Raw genomic sequence first — 17,594 nt, 5'->3', positions numbered from 1 at the left:
TTAACGACCGCGAACCGCTTGTTCCAGCTCAGCGAAGCTAGGACGGTGCGCCGGGTACAGAACCTTGCGACCGAACTCCACCGCCAGCGACGGCGGCATCCCGGAAGCCGAAGCCACCAGCGAAGCCTTGATGGCTTCGTAGGTGTTCAGTTCTTCCTTGGCATCGTGAGCCAGGGAGTGGGCCAGCGGGCCAAAGAAACCGTAGGCCGCGAGAATACCGAAGAAGGTACCGACCAGTGCCGCACCCACGTGCAGACCGATGGACTTCTGGTCGCCTTCGCCCAGGGATGCCATGGTCACCACGATCCCCAATACCGCCGCGACGATACCGAAACCGGGCATGGCGTCGGCAATGCCGTTCACCGCGTGGGACGGGTGCTCGAGGTCTTCCTTGAGGCTGTAGAGTTCCATGTCGAACAGGCCTTCCAGCTCATGGGGAGCCATGTTGCCGGAGGACATGATGCGCAGGTAATCGCAGATGAACGCGGTCATGCGTTCGTCTTTGAGCACCGCCGGGTACTTGGCGAAGATCGGGCTCGCGGCGGCATCTTCGATGTCGCCTTCGATCGCCATCATGCCTTCGCGACGGCTCTTGTTGAGGATCTCGTAAATCAGCCCCAGCACTTCCAGGTAGAAGGTGTGGTTGAAACGCGAACTGAACATGCCCAAGGACTTCTTGAGCACGTGCATTGTCATGTGGCCGGGGTTGGCCTGCAGGAAGGCGCCAAGGGCCGCGCCACCGATAATCATCACCTCGAAAGGCTGGATGAGAGCGGCAATCTTGCCGTGGGAAAGCACGTATCCGCCGAGCACGCTCGCGAATACGACGATGATGCCGATAATTTTAGCCATAGGTAGGAGAGCACTTACTGAGTCGGGTTCAAGGTCATATTCGGAAGTTAAAAAATCTCTTCTTCTACTTATCGGCAAAACTGCGCCAGACTATAGCCAGTTAAGGCGAAAAGCTAATTTGACCCGTTCAGGGCATAGGTAAAGCAGACGATGATCGCGTCCAGACATGGCTAACGAAACGAACGTCCCAACGCCCAAACCAACCACGCTTGAAGGCTGGGTCAAGCTTCTCGATGGCGTACGCCTGCCGGTTCCGCAAGCCAGCCACGACCGGGTCTGCAAAGCGATCCGCGATAACCGCAGCTCGCTGCGCGACATCGCCGACCTGATGCAGGAAAGCCCGGCCCTGGCCTTGAGCGTGATTCGCGAAGCCAACCGTCACACCCATGGCAGCATGACCGAGCCTGCTGAAAACCTTGAGGTGGCGATCAATCGCCTCGGTTTGAAACGCACCGAAGAACTGCTCGACCGCCTGCCCGCCGAACCCCAATTGCAAATCCCCGTCGCCCTGCGCCAGCTTCAACTGATCAGCCAGCACGCCACTCAACAGGCCAACGGCTTTTTCGCCAGTCGCCTGGCGCGACTGTGGCAGGACATCCACTGGGGCAGCCTGCTGTTTCTTTCGCCACTCTGGCCCATGGCGCTGACCCATCCGCAGTTGCTTGAAGAGTGGGAGTTGCGGGTCATCCATAAAGGCGAGTCGGCACGCAAAGTCGAAAAGCAATTGTTCGGCGTGCGCCTGCTGGACATCTGTCTGGCACTGGTGGACGTCTGGCGCCTGCCGATCTGGGTACAGCAAGGTTATCGGCTGCTGCGCAGCGAACAACGTGAGCTGGTGAAAGTTCTGCGCATCGCGCGCGACAGCGACCACCCATTGCGCCAACAGAACCGCCTGGATGACGACCCGACGTTACGCCGCTGGCTCAATCAGCCTGCCAATACCGTGCTGCTGGCCAACGGTCTGGCGTTGGCGGCACAACAGGCCTGGGACAGCCCCCACTGCGAGCGCTGGCAGTACCTGACCAGTCTTTACCTGCAAATGCCGATGGATGAGGTGCAACAACAATTGCACCAGCAGGCCGCCAACAGCGCTCGTCAACACGCCATGCCGGACCTCTGGCACCCGGCCGAATCGCTGATCTGGCCACCGGGTGCGCACCGCGTGCATGCCGGTTTGTTGCCCGCACCGGCACCGACCACCGAAGACCTGGCGAAGTGGCGCAAGCAATGCGCCGAATTGCTGGTGGAGCCGAGCCGCTTTACCAATGCCATGCACTTGACCACATCGGCCCGGGACGCCCTGGTGGCGTGTGGCATGCGCCGGGTGATGATTCTGATGGCCGATCGCACGCACGCCAATTTGCGTGTGCACCAGACCGCCGGGCTGCCCAAGGAAGTGGCCGGCCTGAACCTGGTGGTCAGTCAGAGCACCGTGCTGCAACGCCTGCTCGCGCAACAGGCCCAGGTGCGCCTGACGCCGGCTAACAACGCACAATTCTCGGCCCTGCTGCCAGCCAGCCTGCGCTCACAGTTCAGCGGCGAACACCTGCTGCTGCGCTCACTGGTCAACAACGGCCGGGTGATCATGATCGTGGTAGCGGATCAGGGCGGCGGACCGTTCTCGGAAATCACCGTGCAAGCGTTCGGCAAAACCGCTCAATGCATCGAAAAGGCCCTGCACAGCTTTAGCCACCGCTAGGGCCTGTTATCAGTTATTTCCTGCCCCAAAATAACTGATAACAGGCCCTCATGACGCTGCGCTACAATCCTCCCCTTTGTGCTCTGGAGACCTCACATGTCTGACTTCTCTGGCTTGGCGCTGGTGATCGAACCGAGCGACCTGCTCTCGCGTCTCGACTCCCGCGAACTGATTCTGGTGGACCTGACCAGCAGCGCCCGCTATGCCGAAGGGCATATCCCCGGTGCACGCTTTGTCGATCCAAAACGCACTCAACTGGGTCAGGCGCCTGCGCCGGGCCTGTTGCCGACCCACGCCGCGCTTGAAGCATTGTTCGGCGAACTGGGGCACAACCCCGATGCAGTCTATGTCGTCTATGACGACGAAGGCGGCGGTTGGGCCGGGCGCTTTATCTGGCTGCTGGATGTCATCGGCCACAGCAAATATCACTATGTCGACGGCGGCCTGCCGGCCTGGCTGGCGGAAGGCTTGCCCATGTCGATCCAGATCCCGCCGGCAGTCGGCGGCCCGGTCGCCCTGACCCTGCACGACGAACCTGTCGCCACCCGCGAATACCTGCAAAGCCGCCTCGGCGCCGCTGACCTGGCGATCTGGGACGCACGCGGCCCGCTGGAATACTCCGGCGAGAAAGTGCTGGCGGCCAAGGGCGGGCACATTCCCGGCGCGGTCAATTTCGAGTGGACCGCTGGCATGGATCAGGCGCGCAACCTGCGTATCCGCACCGACATGCCGAAAATCCTGGAACAACTCGGCATTACCAAAGACAAAGAAGTCATTACCCACTGCCAGACACACCATCGTTCTGGCTTCACCTATCTGGTGGCCAAGGCGCTCGGTTATCCGCGGGTCAAAGGCTACGCCGGCTCCTGGGGCGAATGGGGCAACCACCCTGACACGCCCGTAGAGATTTAAGTTTTTCAAGGACAGTTAATGAATAAGCGTTTGTTTATCCTCAGCCAATACCTGCTGCCCCATCACTTGCTCTCGCGACTGGCCGGCTGCATTGCCGAATGCCGCGTGCGCTGGTTCAAGAATGCCTTTACTGCCTGGTTCGCCAAGCGTTATCAAGTGGACATGTCCCAGGCGCTGGTCGAAGACCTGACCGCTTACGAGCACTTCAATGCGTTCTTCACCCGCGCCTTGAAAGACGGCGCTCGCCCGCTGGATCAAACCCCGGGCGCGATCCTCAGCCCGGCCGACGGTGCCGTCAGCCAGCTCGGCCCGATCGAACACGGTCGCGTTTTCCAGGCCAAGGGCCACAGCTTCAGCGTGCTGGAACTGCTGGGTGGCGACGCGGCCAACGCAGCGCCCTTCATGGGCGGCGATTTCGCCACCATTTACCTGTCGCCGAAAGACTATCACCGTGTGCACATGCCGCTGGCCGGCACCCTGCGCGAGATGGTCTACATCCCCGGCCGCATCTTCTCGGTCAACCAGACCACCGCTGAAAACGTTCCGGAACTGTTCGCCCGCAACGAGCGTGTAGCGTGCATTTTCGACACTGAACGCGGCCCGATGGCCGTGGTACTGGTGGGCGCGATGATTGTGGCGTCGATCGAAACCGTTTGGGCTGGCTTGGTCACACCGCCAAAACGCGAGCTGAAAACCTTCCGCTACGACGAAGCGGCCCGTGCGCCGATTCACTTGGAAAAAGGTGCGGAACTGGGTCGTTTCAAGCTCGGTTCTACGGCGGTCGTGCTGTTCGGGCCGGATCAAGTGAAATGGGCTGAAGGGCTGGGCGCCCTTTCGCCAGTGCAGATGGGCCAGGGCATCGGCCTGCCAACCGCCTGATCCCTCGATCCGATCCCACGAACGCCTTTCGTGGGATCGGACATTTCCTCCCGCTGCGCCCCCTCCTCCAGCGTTCATAGCTGCTACAGTCAAAGTCATTCGTTGCCCATTTCACGGTCGGAGTTTGTCCACGGCATGAATGAGACCAATCCTGCCCTGCTGCTACGCGCACCGATCCCGACGCAGTCGCGCCTGTCTTTCTGCGAAGCCACGCCACGCGACCTCAAGCGCTGGATCGCCAACCTGCCCAAAGCCAACATCGGTGAAACCGCTCGCCAGTTGTATCAAGGCCTGAGCGAACTCAACCAGTTGCTCACACCCAGCGACAATCGCCTGCAATTGCTCGAATTGCTGCGGCCCGAGGTGTATTACGTCTGCAAGCACCTGGAGCGGCATTTCCTGCATCAGGCCATTGTGCTCGACGAGCGTTCGCGCAAAATCGCCAACCTTTGCCAGGCGCTGCAGAGCCACTTGGCGATCGGCTACAAGCAGATCGTCGTCCGCATCGCACCGCGCTTCAGTAAAGACCGTGCGCCTCTGCTGACCCAGTCATTGCAACGTGCCGTCCATTGCTTGAACGGTACGTTGATCCGCGCAACTGAGCTCTATTGCCCGGCGCCCGAAGGGCTGTGGCTGGAACTGCATCAGCTGTACCGGATCGGCTGCGAACATCAGCTGCAACATCAGAGCGTGCGCGATGAACTGGCCAGCCAGACGCAAAGCCTGAGTATCGAGCAGACCTACGTCGTCGCCCTCCTGCTGGGCGCTTCACGCTGCAATCAACTGCGCCAGAACCAGATCGCCCGGCTCGCCGAGGTGCTGGAACCCTGGAGCCAATGGATCAAACTGCAACCAGCCAAACCGGACAGCGGGCTGTTTGCCGTCGCCTCGGACCTCGACAGCGGCCCGCGTTATCGCACCAAGTTCCCGGCCGAACAACAGGAGCGCTTGTTGGGGATCGACCCGCAGCCCCTGGTCGCCGCCATCGAAACCCATCTGCAACAATCGGCCGACAAGGCATCGCCGCTGCCGGTTCCGATGGGCCTCAATCTGGATACGCTGCAACACCTGCATGCCGCCTGGGGGCAGGCCTCCGAGCGCGGCTTCCAGCGCACCGTCGGCCACGGCACGTTGACCCTGTGCGTGGGCATGAGCGCCCTGCACTTTTATCTCGGTGGCAAACGCCCGTTCAACGACATCCTGAAAAAACCCGGCGCCCGTCCCGCGCAGTTCTCGGCAACCGAGCCGACAGGACGCGCCAAGGACCAATGGAAACAGGCCTTCGACGCCGCCCCCCATGGCACGGCAGACACGCTGCTGCCCTACGAAGAGATCGAATATCCACACCTTCAGAAACATGACAACCACGAGGCGTCCGGCCAACAGCATTTCCCGACCTACGCGCTACCGGTGATCAATCACAGCCCTGGCGGTTATTGCCTGGCCTGGCCCGGCGCAGTGCCTGCCGAACTGCAGGCTGGCGAAATGGTCGGTATCGAGGATACGGCCGGTCAAGGCTGGAGCGTTGCCGTGGTGCGCTGGATCCGCCAGGTACGGGGCGGTGGCACGCAGATGGGTATCGAGCAGGTTGCGCCTTACGCCGAGCCCTGCGGCCTGCAACTGATTCGCTCCGACGACGAACACAGCCAGTACTTGCGCGGGCTGTTACTGCCCGCCATCAGCGCCATCGACCTGCCGGCCACCCTGCTCACCCCGCGCCTGCCGTTCCAGGAAGGGAATAAGGTGCTGATCAACACCAATGGCCAGGAACGCCCGGCCGAGCTGGAGCGACGGATGACGAGCACCAACAGCTTCAATCAGTTTGCCTACCGCTCCCTGGAGGTAGCCAGAAACGAAAACGCCGCGGAAGGCGGCGTGATCGGGGTAGCGCAAGAGTTTGATTCGTTGTGGAAGTCGCTATAGCGGCGGGGCCCAGAGACCGAGGCGCCCCCATCGCGAGCAAGATCGCGATGGGGGCGCCCGGACGGTCGAAAACTCAGAGCTGCCCGTCGCGATCCCGGAAGCCCAGCAGATACAGCACGCCATCCAGCCCAAGGGTGGAAATCGCCTGCTTCGCCGATTGTTTGACCAATGGTTTGGCGCGGAACGCTACGCCCAGCCCGGCAATTGCCAGCATCGGCAGGTCGTTGGCACCGTCACCGACGGCAATCGTCTGCTCCAGACGCAAACCTTCTTTATGCGCCAGCTCACGCAGCAAATCCGCCTTGCGTTGCGCATCGACAATCGGCTCGACCGCCACGCCGGTGACCTTGCCGTCGACCACTTCCAGTTCGTTGGCGAACACATAGTCGATGCCCAGCTTGGCCTGCAGTTGCTTGGCGAAGTAGGTGAAGCCGCCCGACAGAATCGCGGTCTTGTAGCCCAGCCGCTTGAGTTCCGCGAACAGGGTTTCGGCGCCCTCGGTCAGGCGCAGGGAAGCGCCGATGGAGTCCAGCACGCTGACGTCCAGCCCTTGCAGCAAGGCCAGGCGCTCCTTGAAGCTGGCGCGGAAGTCCAGCTCGCCGGCCATCGCCCGCTCAGTAATCGCGGACACCTGGTCGCCAACGCCGGCGGCCTTGGCCAGTTCGTCGATGACCTCGGCTTCAATCAGCGTCGAGTCCATGTCGAACACCGCCAGACGACGGTTACGGCGGAACAGCGAATCTTCCTGGAAGGCGATGTCGACGTTCAGCTCTTGCGCAACGCTGAGGAATTCAGCCCGCAGCGCTTGCGGGTCAGCCGCTTCGCCACGCACGGAAAACTCGATGCAACCCTTGCCCTTGTCGGCCGGGGTGTCCAGCGGCATGCGCCCGGACAGACGGTCGATATGGTCGATGTTCAGACCGTATTTGGCGGTGATCGAACTCACACGCTGCAACTGCTCGGCGGTCACTTTGCGGGTCAACAGGGTGACGATGTGGCGTTTCTTGCCCTGGTTGCCGACCCACTGCTGGTAATCCTCTTCGGACACCGGCGTGAAACGCACTTGTTGCTCAAGCTCATAGCCTTTGAACAGGATGTCTTTGAGCACCGAGTTGCCTTGCTCGGTGTCAGGAATTTCAACCAGGATGCCGAACGACAGGGTGTCGTGGATCACCGCCTGACCGATGTCGAGAATGTTCACACCACCCTGGGCCAGAACGCCGGTTATGGCCGCAGTCAGACCCGGACGGTCGACTCCCGTGATGTTTATCAGGACGATTTCGCGCAAGGCGCACCCCCGCAGGTGGAAAAAAACCGCATTCTACCCATTTTCAGTGACCATCGGGCACCGCGAGCGCTTTGACGGCCTAGGGCCTGTCGCTATACTGCGCGTCAACTTCACGGACAAAGAGCCGAGCTCAAGTGAACCGGCCCACGCCAGTAAAAACCGATAACTTCTTTCTGCTGATCTTCCGGGCACTGCGTCATCGCCGTGTACCGATCGCATTACGCATTGCCAGCCATAACGTGATCCTGGTCGCTCTGGCCCTGGTGATCTATGCCTGCGTGATGGGTTTGCAGTTCAAGCAGGCCATGCACGAGCAGGCGGATGCCCTGGGCGAAAGCCTGACTACCCAGACGGCTACGTCGGCCACGGAGCTGTTGGTGTCCAACGACATCCTCAGCCTGAATGTGCTGCTCAACAACCTGACCAAGAACAAGCTGGTGGCCCACGCTGCCATCTACAGCGTGGATAACCGCATCCTCGCCGAAGCCGGTCAGCGTCCCAAGCACGGCCTGCTGGGCGAAGCCGAAGGCATGTACCAGAGCAAGATCACCTTCCAGGACGTGACCGCCGGGCAACTGCGCATCAGTCTGGACATGGATCAGTTTCAGCAGCCGATGACCATCAGCCTGCAAAGCATGGGCATTCTGAGCGCGATTCTGCTGGCGCTGTCCCTGGCCTTGAGCCTGCGCCTGGGCCGCAATATCTCCACGCCGTTGCTGCAGCTGAGGGTGTGGCTGCGCAATATCGACGAATACACACCGGCCACCGAGCGTCAGGATGAAGTCGGCGATCTGGCTCGTCAGCTGCACGCCAATTTCGCGCCGGAGCCGGCCGAACCCGAGCCCGTTCCAGAGCCCGAGTTCGACGACAGCGATGACGACGAAGAGGCCGATCCGGCCTTCGAAGTTCGCAACTTGCGTGATCCGAGCTTCGATGAAACCCGACCGGTGGCAGGTCTCAAGCCTGCGCCGCGGCGCATTGTCAGCACGGTCGAAGACGACGAGGACGACGAAGATCCGTTTGCCGACCTGCGTGACGACTCGACAGACAGTGCGCCGAAATCCGTCGCAAAGCCGCAGGTATCGAACGTGCCTCAACACAGCGCGGTACTGGCGGTACAACTGGGCGCACAGGATCAACTCCGTCGCCTGCCCCGCGCACGTCTGGAAGAGCTGCTCAAACGCTACCGCGATTGCCTCGATCAGGCGGCGTCGCTCTACCAGAGCGAACTGCACACCCTGAACGATGGCAGCACGCTGATGCTGTTCCATACCGAAGACAGCGGCGATGACTACCTGACCAACGCCATCTGCTGCGGTGAGTTGCTGCGCGCCCTGGGCCATCAATTGCAGATCGAAGTCGCCGACAGCGGCATCACCCTGCAATTGCAGTTGGGCCTGACCTTGGGCGACGAACTGTTCGGCTTGAGCCAGATCGACCTGCTGCTGACCGAAACCGCTCAGGATGCGCTGGCCCTGTCGCAACACAGCCGCAACCTGCTGCTGGTGGAGCGCAAGATCAGCGACGACGCGCTGATTCGCCAGCGTGCGCGGATCCGCCCGATTGCAAGCCCTGAGGGTGCGTGCTGCGTAGAACGCCTGATGGAGCCTTATCCATCGATGCTGGAGCGGCAACTGGCGCGGATGCACGAACGCCGGGCATAACCCGTAACCTTGTGCCCGCTATAGAGAAGCCCGCAGATGAGTGATCGTCTGCGGGCTTTTTGTTGTCCCTTAACTCTTGTAGCAGCTGCCGAGCTGCTACAACCAACCCGCAAAAACAACAAAGCCCGCACAAGGCGGGCTTTGTTCTGGACTCAATCCAGGCTCAGAACCTGAACACTTCCATATCCGTACGAATCGGCGAGGCCATCGGGATCTTTGGCTGTTTCTCGGGCTCTGCTGCCGGTGCTGCCGGTTTGGCAGCCGGTTTGCGCGGCGCTTCAGCGATCGGTGGCTGGTTGGCCAGTGGCTTGAGCGCTGTGGACAGTTGCTCGGCCAGACGCTGCAGCAACACACCCTGGGCCTGAACCTGAGACGCCGTGCCGCCGGAGTGCTGCTCCTGCAGATGAACGATACGGTTATCACGCACCTGACCACGACGATCGATCAGGCGCCATTGCGCGTCCAGGATCGCCGGTTGCGACACACCCGAGTCCAGACGGGTGATGGTCAGCAGAACCTGAACATCCGGCGTGAAGCCCACTGTCGCAGGTGCCAGGACAACGCGTTGGCTGTCCAGATGACCAGCGACCTGACGCAGCAACAGCTGATCGATGTCCGACGACAGGCTGCCCGCCCAACGACCGTCGGCCGATGCTTGAAGGCTGCCATCCGGCTGACGCTGCAACAAGGTTTCGCGTTGCAGGTAATCAGCAACCGTTACCGGGCCCAACAATACCGCCATGCCCGCGCTTTGCGCAGGCTGAGCCGGACTTCCGCTGTCCAGCTGATACAGCGACACCGGCTGGTGCACGCTGCAACCCGCCAGGCCAAGAACGCCAGCGAGCATCAAAATAAAAGGAAGGCGCAGAGCAGTCATCGTCCCATCCAGGTGGCTGCCACAAGGCTCACCACAGTGAAAATACTCAAAAAATATGAAGAACACTCGGCTACGCCGGCGCTTGAAAGGCCATATCATCCGTGAATATGCGTTCCGACTCCAGCGCCAAAGCGTCGATCTACGCGTCAAATCGTAGATCGAGCGCTCTAGGACGCTTAATTGAGGTTTTCGACGAACAGCGCATCCACCCTCTGGAAGCCCCGTGGCAGTTTGTTACCGCGACGCCCACGCTCACCTTTATAGTGTTCAAGGTCGTCCGCCTTCAGTGACAAGGTACGTTTGCCGGCCTGCAGCACCAAAGTGGCGCCCTCCGGCAAAACAGCGATGTCCGTGACATATTCTTCGCGACTGGCAACACGCTCACCGGGAATCCCGATGATCTTATTCCCTTTACCTTTACCTAATTGTGGCAGATCGCTGATTTTGAAGATCAGCAGGCGACCCTCGGTGGTCACCGAGGCCAGCCAGTTGTGTTCACGGTCGGCCACCGGACGCGGCAGGATGACCTTGGCGTTGTTCGGCAGGCTCAACAGGGCCTTGCCCGCCTTGTTCTTGGCTTGCAGGTCTTCGCCCTTGACCACGAAACCGTAACCGGCGTCGGATGCGATCACGTACAGCGCATCGTCTTCAGGCATCAGCACGCATTCGAAGCTCGCCCCTGGTGGCGGCGTCAGACGACCGGTCAGCGGTTCACCCTGACCACGGGCCGATGGCAGTGTGTGGGATGCAACCGAATAACTGCGGCCGGTGGAGTCGATAAACACCGCAAACTGGTTGGAACGCCCGGCCGCCGAGGTCTTGAAGCCATCCCCGGCCTTGTAGGACAGCCCGGTAGCATCGATGTCGTGACCTTTGGCGGAGCGAACCCAGCCTTTTTCCGACAACACGACCGTCACTTTCTCGTTCGGCAGCAGATCGTGCTCGGTCATCGCTTTGGCTTCGGCGCGCTCGACGATTGGCGAACGACGGTCGTCGCCATAGGTTTCGGCGTCTTTGATCAGCTCGCTGCGTACCAGTTTCTTCAGCTTGGCTTCGCTGCCCAGCAGGGCTTGCAGCTTGGCCTGCTCCTTGAGCAGTTCATCCTGCTCGGCACGCAGCTTCATTTCTTCCAGCCGCGCCAACTGACGCAAACGGGTGTCGAGAATGTAATCGGCCTGGATCTCGCTCAGGGCGAAACGCTCGATCAGACTGGCCTTCGGATGCTCCTCGGTACGGATGATGTGGATCACTTCATCCAGGTTGAGGTAGGCAATCAGCAAGCCGTCCAACAGGTGCAGGCGACGCTCGACCTTGTCCAGACGGAATTGCAGGCGTCGACGCACGGTCCGCACGCGGAATTCCAGCCATTCCACCAGCAATGCACGCAGGTTCTTGAGCTGCGGCTTGCCGTCGAGGCCAATGATATTGATGTTGACCCGGTAGCTGGATTCCAGCTCGGTGGTCGCGAACAGGTGCTGCATCAGCGCTTCGTGATCGACCCGGCTGTTCACCGGAATAATCACGATGCGGCAAGGGTTCTCGTGGTCCGACTCGTCGCGCAAGTCCGCGATCTGCGGGGCTTTCGACGGTTTGGCCTGCATCATCGCGGCAATCTGCTCGAGCACTTTGGCACCAGAGACCTGGTGCGGCAGCGCCGTCACGACGATGTCGCCGTCTTCGACGTGGTAAACAGCGCGCATGCGCACCGAACCGCGACCGGTTTCGTAGATTTTCAGCAGGTCGGCGCGCGGCGTGATGATTTCCGCTTCGGTCGGATAATCCGGCCCCTGAATGTGTTCGCAGAGCTGCTCGACCGTGGCTTTCGGTTCATCCAGCAAGCGCACGCAAGCGGTCGCGACTTCGCGCAGGTTATGCGGCGGGACGTCGGTGGCCATGCCCACGGCGATACCGGTGGTGCCGTTGAGCAGGATGTTCGGCAAACGGGCCGGCAACACCAGAGGTTCTTCCAGGGTGCCGTCGAAGTTCGGGCCCCAGTCCGCCGTGCCCTGGCCCAGTTCGCTGAGCAGCACTTCGGAATAACGCGACAGCCGCGCTTCGGTGTAACGCATGGCCGCGAAGGACTTGGGATCATCCGGCGCACCCCAGTTACCCTGGCCGTCGACCAGCGTGTAGCGGTAGCTGAACGGCTGGGCCATCAGCACCATGGCTTCGTAGCACGCCGAGTCGCCGTGGGGGTGGAATTTACCGAGCACGTCACCGACGGTACGCGCCGACTTCTTGTGCTTGGAATCGGCGTCCAGCCCCAACTCGCTCATCGCATAGACGATGCGTCGCTGTACCGGTTTCAGGCCGTCGCCGATATGCGGCAAGGCACGGTCCATGATCACGTACATGGAGTAGTTGAGGTAGGCATTTTCGGTGAAGTCAGCCAGTGACCGGCGTTCTACACCGTCCAGGCTGAGATCAAGGGAGTCGCTCATGCGGGCCTCATTATTTCGTGGTCTGGCGCAGCAGCATGGTGCCACCGCGCTGGGTAAATTCAAGTTTGTTCAGTGCGCTCATGCCGAGCAGCACTTGATTGCCGTGCAAACCGGGCGCCACCAGCGCGCGAACGTCACGCAGCACGATGGCGCCCAGTTGCAGCCGGTCGAGGCGGGTCCGATAACCCTCACTCAAGCCATTGGCCGTGCTCAGGGTCACCCCGAAGCCTTTTTCCAGTTTCAATCGTTCAGCCATTTCGGCCGGGATCGACACATCGGTTGCGCCGGTATCGAGCATGAACTCCACGGGCTGGCCGTTGATCTGGCCGGTGGCGACAAAATGCCCCTGGCTGTTACCGATCAGCTTCACCTCGATAAAACCCTGGCCCTGCTCAGAGCTGACGACGGTGTTGGGATTCTGTTGACGCTCCTCCCATTGACCGAAGAACCGCGTTGCCAGAAACAGCGCGGCGCCCCAGGCCAGCACCATCAACACCCGACCGGCGCGTTTGCCCGGCGGTTGCTGACTCATGGCTTGGCACTCCAGCCACCTTCAGGCGCGGCAAAGCGCCACACAATCGGGCGCACCTCGCCGTCGGCACGTGCACCGTTGTTGTTGTCGATACCGATCCAGGCACCGTCGACGTCGATGATCAGCGCTTCCGCCAGCCCAAAGGGCTGTGAATAACGACGATTTTCCTGCAAGGCCTCGGCAGCAAACGACCAGCAGCGCTCGACCTTGGTCGTTACCGCATCACGGCGACAGATCTGAAAGGCGTTGCGCTCAAGGGTAAACAGCTTGCCGTCGAACAATGACAGATCAGCAAAATCCCGAGGGCGCGCTCTGGCGTGGGGAAATTGTGCTGGCTGCATTTCCACCCCGCCTTCACTCAGCAGCACACAGCTACCGTCGCAGTCCCACACTGTTTGCTGGCGCTTGATCAGCAACAAACCGCGGCGCTCACGTTCGGCGGCCAGCCACAGCGTGTCACCGGCCGGATTGATCGCCAGGCCTTCGAACAACGCATTGAAGTGCAACAACATGCCGCTGGCCCGCGCTTCGCGCACCAGCATCGGCGAGATTTTCAGCCAGGACGCAGGCCCGGTTGGCGGTACTTGCAACACCGCGGCGTGGCCTTCGCTGACGATGTAACGATTGCCCGCGCTGTCACAGGTGATGCCTTCGAAATCCAGATCCCCGCCCCGCACGAACGATGCCGCCCAAGTCCGCGCACGCAAGCCCCAAGGCAAACCGGTGTCGGGCACCAGGGGTACGTCAATGTGCACGGTTTCGGCTTGCCAGGTGGAATTGCGGGTGTCGAGGCGATAGATTTGATCATCGTCGCGATCCGAAACGGTCCACAGCTCCTTGCCACACTGGGCCAGCCCCGACAGATTGCCGCCGCGCATGCCGTCGACGGCATGTTCGGACAACAGGCGCAGCTCTGGCGCGGGTTCCGCGCAAATCGTCACCGAAGTCAGCAGCAACGCACACGCCAGGGCCCAGCCAAGGCGCATCAGCCCAGAACCTCGGCCAGGTTGCCTTTGGATTCCAGCCAGGTCTTGCGATCGCCCGCGCGTTTTTTCGCCAGCAGCATGTCCATCATTTCCGAGGTCTCGGCGAAATCTTCACCCAGCGTCAGTTGCACCAGGCGCCGCGTGTTCGGGTCCATGGTGGTTTCGCGCAACTGTGGCGGGTTCATTTCACCCAGCCCCTTGAATCGGGTGACCTGCGGCTTGCCACGTTTCTTCTCGGCCACCAGGCGATCGAGGATGCCGTCGCGCTCGGCCTCGTCGAGGGCGTAGTAGATTTCTTTGCCCAGGTCGATACGGTACAGCGGCGGCATGGCGACGTAGACGTGACCAGCCTCCACCAGTGGGCGGAAATGCTGGACGAACAAGGCGCAGAGCAAGGTGGCGATGTGCAGACCGTCGGAGTCGGCGTCGGCGAGGATGCAGATCTTGCCGTAACGCAACTGGCTCATGTCCGCCGCGCCCGGGTCGACACCAATCGCCACGGCGATGTTGTGCACTTCCTGGCTGGCCAGTACTTCACTGCCGTCGACTTCCCAGGTGTTCAGGATCTTGCCGCGCAACGGCAGGATCGCCTGAAATTCTTTGTCCCGCGCTTGCTTGGCCGAACCGCCTGCGGAGTCACCTTCCACCAGGAACAGCTCGGAACGCATCGGGTCCTGCCCGGCGCAGTCGGCGAGCTTGCCCGGCAATGCCGGCCCTTGGGTAATGCGTTTGCGCTCGACCTTCTTGCTGGCCTTCAGACGACGGCCGGCGTTGTTGATCGCCAGCTCGGCCAGCAACATGCCGGTTTCCGGGTTGGCGTTGAGCCACAGGCTGAAAGCATCCTTGACCACGCCGGAAACGAAGGCGGCCGCTTCACGGGATGACAGGCGCTCCTTGGTCTGGCCGGAGAATTGTGGTTCCTGCATCTTCATCGACAGGACGAAAGCGATACGCTCCCAGACGTCTTCCGGCGCCAGCTTCACACCACGCGGCAACAGGCTGCGGAACTCGCAGAACTCGCGCATGGCGTCGAGCAAGCCCTGACGCAGACCGTTGACGTGGGTACCGCCCTGGGCTGTCGGGATCAGGTTGACGTAGCTTTCCTGAACGCTGTCGCCACCCTCGGGCAACCACAGCAACGCCCAATCGACGGCTTCCTTGTTACCGGCCAGGCTGCCGCAGAACGGCTCGTCCGGCAGGCGTTCGAATTCGCTGACGGCGTCTACCAGGTAGGAGCGCAGGCCGTCTTCGTAATGCCATTCGACTTTCTCGCCGGTGGCCTTGTCTTCAAAACTGACCAGCAGCCCCGGGCACAGAACAGCCTTGGCCTTGAGCACGTGCTTGAGACGGCTGATGGAAAATTTCGGCGAATCGAAATACTTCGGGTCCGGCGCGAAGAACACACTGGTGCCGGTATTGCGCTTGCCGACGGTGCCGACTACTTCCAGCTCGGTTTTCTTGTAACCGTCGGCGAAGGTCATCTGGTATTCGTTGCCGTCGCGTTTTACACGCACCCGGACTTCGGTCGACAAGGCATTGACCACGGAAATACCCACCCCGTGCAAACCGCCGGAGAACTGGTAGTTCTTGTTGGAAAACTTGCCGCCCGCATGGAGTTTGGTGAGGATCAGCTCGACGCCCGAAACACCTTCTTCCGGGTGAATGTCCACCGGCATGCCACGGCCGTCATCGCTGACTTCCAGGGAGTGATCGGCGTGCAGGATGACCTGCACCGACGTCGCGTGCCCGGCCAAGGCTTCGTCGACGCTGTTGTCGATGACTTCCTGGGCGAGGTGGTTCGGCCGACTGGTGTCGGTGTACATGCCGGGGCGTTTGCGCACCGGGTCGAGGCCCGAGAGGACTTCGATGGCGTCTGCGTTATAAGAGCTAGCGCTGGGAGTGGCCATGGGGTCTCGTCGTCAGTGTTCAGTGAAAATAGGGGGCAATGATCACAGTGCTGTGAAATCGATTGCCTGATACAAATCTGCGCCGATGCCGGCAAAACTCAATATTGCCGGCAGTTGCGCGGCAAAACCCTGGAAACTATGGTCGCCGCCGGCCTGAATGCGCAAGGCACAGGCCCGGTAATATTGCTGGGCGAGGCGATAGTCCAGTGTTTCATCGCCAGTTTGCAACCATACCTGAAACCGCTGCGGATCCTGGGGCGCCGGCACTTCCAGCTCGGCCAGGGCCGTCACGTGGTCGTGGGTCATTTCCCAGGTCTCATCGGTATACAGGTTTTTCTGCGTCCCCAGAAACCCGTCGAACATCCGGTGTGGGCTGACGGCAGGGTTGATCAACAGGGCTTTCAAGCCATGGCGCTCGGCCAAGTGAGTCGCATAGTAGCCGCCGAGTGAGCTGCCGACCAGCAGTGGCCGCCCCAGCTCCACAATCGCCTGTTCCAGCTGAGCGATGGCCTCGCGGGGATGGTGATGCAGGGCCGGTACACGCAACTGATCGCTCAAGCCCAGCCGCTCCATCACATTCATCAACTGACAGGCCTTTTTCGACGCCGGCGCGCTGTTGAAACCATGGATATAAAGGATCGAACCAGACATTTGAGCTCCCTGTGCGTCGGGTAAAGAAGGCGGAGTTTACAGGGACTCGGGGGGAATCGGGGACATGCGTGGGATTCATGTCGCCTGAGCGAATGCCATCGCGGGAAAGCTCGCGATGGCCACGCCTCGGTCTTTGAAAATGACAAAGAAATCAGTAGCCGTTGGAGCCGTAATCAATCTGGAAATCGAACCCGGTGACGCGCTCAACGCCAGTTTCAAGCTGACCATCGGGCAACAGCCGCAACCACCGATACCCCGGCGCCTGCTCACTCACCTTGAAATCGTCGCTGCCCGGCTCGAACTGGATGCAGGTCGAGGGCGATGCGATCAGGCGAACACCGTTGCGCACTTGATCAATCTCCTGATGAACATGCCCCCAAAGCACCGCACGCACCTGCGCAAATCGATCCAGCACCGCGAACAACGCCTCTGGATTGCGCAATCCAATGGGCTCCATCCACGCACACCCGATCGACACCGGATGATGATGGAAACACACCAGATGATGCCGCTGCGGCGCCTCGCTCAACGAGCGCACGAGCAATTGCAACTGCTCATCCTGTAAATACCCCGGCACCGAACCCGGCACCGCCGAATCGAGCAACGTCACCCGCCAGTTGCCGATGTCCACCACCGACTCCAGCAATGCACTGTGCACCGCCGCCTCGGCCATGATCCGCGGCTCGTCGTGATTACCGGGGATCCAGCGCGCCGGGGCATCGATCTGCCGGGTCAGGTCGCGAAACAGCTGGTACGACTCCAGCGTCCCGTCCTGGGACAGATCGCCAGTGGCAATCATCAGATCGATCTGCGGTTGCTGCTTCAATACCAGCTCGATCACCTGTTGCAGGCTGTCGCGGGTATTCATGCCCAGCAACGTCGCGTCCGCCTCGGCAAACAGATGACTGTCGGAGAGTTGCACCAGCAACGCCGGATCGGCGGTGGTCAAAGTGGATACGCTCGGCAAGGCGTTCTCCCAGGGC

At 61.1% G+C, this 17,594-nt stretch carries 14 protein-coding genes; 5 read left to right on the top strand and 9 right to left on the bottom strand.

Going from position 1 to position 17,594, the window contains the following annotated elements:
• Complete coding sequence (gene motA / locus LOY28_RS02475) at positions 1-852, bottom strand: flagellar motor stator protein MotA (RefSeq protein WP_018928515.1); 852 nt, start codon at positions 850-852, stop codon at positions 1-3.
• A 166-nt stretch (positions 853-1,018) separates the two neighbouring features.
• On the opposite strand from motA, the gene LOY28_RS02470 reads away from it, so the two are divergent.
• The 4 genes from LOY28_RS02470 (at position 1,019) to LOY28_RS02455 (ending at position 6,265) form a co-directional block, all read left to right on the top strand.
• Complete coding sequence (locus LOY28_RS02470) at positions 1,019-2,551, top strand: HDOD domain-containing protein (protein ID WP_258613012.1); 1,533 nt, start codon at positions 1,019-1,021, stop codon at positions 2,549-2,551.
• 96 nt (positions 2,552-2,647) lie between these two features.
• Complete coding sequence (locus LOY28_RS02465) at positions 2,648-3,463, top strand: rhodanese-like domain-containing protein (RefSeq protein ID WP_064616008.1); 816 nt, start codon at positions 2,648-2,650, stop codon at positions 3,461-3,463.
• 18 nt (positions 3,464-3,481) lie between these two features.
• Positions 3,482-4,342, top strand: a complete 861-nt coding sequence (gene asd, locus LOY28_RS02460; RefSeq protein ID WP_007939614.1) for an archaetidylserine decarboxylase — start codon at positions 3,482-3,484, stop codon at positions 4,340-4,342.
• Between the two features lie 135 nt (positions 4,343-4,477).
• Positions 4,478-6,265: a molecular chaperone gene (locus tag LOY28_RS02455; RefSeq protein ID WP_258613011.1), complete on the top strand. Its 1,788-nt coding sequence runs from the start codon at positions 4,478-4,480 to the stop codon at positions 6,263-6,265.
• A gap of 73 nt (positions 6,266-6,338) precedes the next feature.
• On the opposite strand, the gene serB is transcribed toward LOY28_RS02455, so the two are convergent.
• A complete protein-coding gene (serB, locus tag LOY28_RS02450) occupies positions 6,339-7,553 on the bottom strand; it encodes a phosphoserine phosphatase SerB (protein WP_007939616.1) in 1,215 nt (404 codons plus the stop codon).
• 134 nt (positions 7,554-7,687) lie between these two features.
• On the opposite strand from serB, the gene LOY28_RS02445 reads away from it, so the two are divergent.
• Entirely contained in the window at positions 7,688-9,217 is a 1,530-nt protein-coding gene (locus tag LOY28_RS02445) for an AhpA/YtjB family protein (protein WP_111453894.1), read from the top strand.
• A gap of 163 nt (positions 9,218-9,380) precedes the next feature.
• Here LOY28_RS02445 and LOY28_RS02440 read toward each other — a convergent pair whose 3' ends face one another.
• The 7 genes from LOY28_RS02440 to cpdA all read right to left on the bottom strand — a co-directional run bounded on the left by LOY28_RS02440 (position 9,381) and on the right by cpdA (position 17,578).
• Positions 9,381-10,094, bottom strand: a complete 714-nt coding sequence (locus tag LOY28_RS02440) for a membrane integrity-associated transporter subunit PqiC (protein WP_018928520.1) — start codon at positions 10,092-10,094, stop codon at positions 9,381-9,383.
• 176 nt (positions 10,095-10,270) lie between these two features.
• Complete coding sequence (gene parC, locus LOY28_RS02435; protein ID WP_064616004.1) at positions 10,271-12,535, bottom strand: DNA topoisomerase IV subunit A; 2,265 nt, start codon at positions 12,533-12,535, stop codon at positions 10,271-10,273.
• A gap of 10 nt (positions 12,536-12,545) precedes the next feature.
• A complete protein-coding gene (locus LOY28_RS02430) occupies positions 12,546-13,067 on the bottom strand; it encodes a TIGR02281 family clan AA aspartic protease (protein WP_018928522.1) in 522 nt (173 codons plus the stop codon).
• Positions 13,064-14,053 (bottom strand): esterase-like activity of phytase family protein, encoded by a 990-nt coding sequence (locus tag LOY28_RS02425; protein WP_258613010.1) that lies wholly within the window; start codon positions 14,051-14,053, stop codon positions 13,064-13,066. The genes LOY28_RS02430 and LOY28_RS02425 overlap by 4 nt, the downstream gene beginning before the upstream one ends.
• On the bottom strand, positions 14,053-15,960 hold the full coding sequence (gene parE / locus LOY28_RS02420; RefSeq protein WP_018928524.1) for a DNA topoisomerase IV subunit B: 1,908 nt from the start codon (positions 15,958-15,960) through the stop codon (positions 14,053-14,055). Before parE ends, LOY28_RS02425 begins: the two co-directional genes overlap by 1 nt.
• Before the next feature lie 42 nt (positions 15,961-16,002).
• Complete coding sequence (locus LOY28_RS02415) at positions 16,003-16,611, bottom strand: YqiA/YcfP family alpha/beta fold hydrolase (protein WP_018928525.1); 609 nt, start codon at positions 16,609-16,611, stop codon at positions 16,003-16,005.
• A gap of 151 nt (positions 16,612-16,762) precedes the next feature.
• The gene (gene cpdA / locus LOY28_RS02410; RefSeq protein WP_026286607.1) at positions 16,763-17,578 is read right to left on the bottom strand and encodes a 3',5'-cyclic-AMP phosphodiesterase; all 816 of its coding nucleotides are present in this window, start codon (positions 17,576-17,578) and stop codon (positions 16,763-16,765) included.
• Positions 17,579-17,594 lie beyond the last annotated feature (16 nt).

It is taken from the genome of Pseudomonas sp. B21-017 (assembly GCF_024749245.1).
Taxonomy (GTDB): domain Bacteria; phylum Pseudomonadota; class Gammaproteobacteria; order Pseudomonadales; family Pseudomonadaceae; genus Aquipseudomonas.
This window is presented reverse-complemented; position numbering and strand designations above follow the sequence as displayed.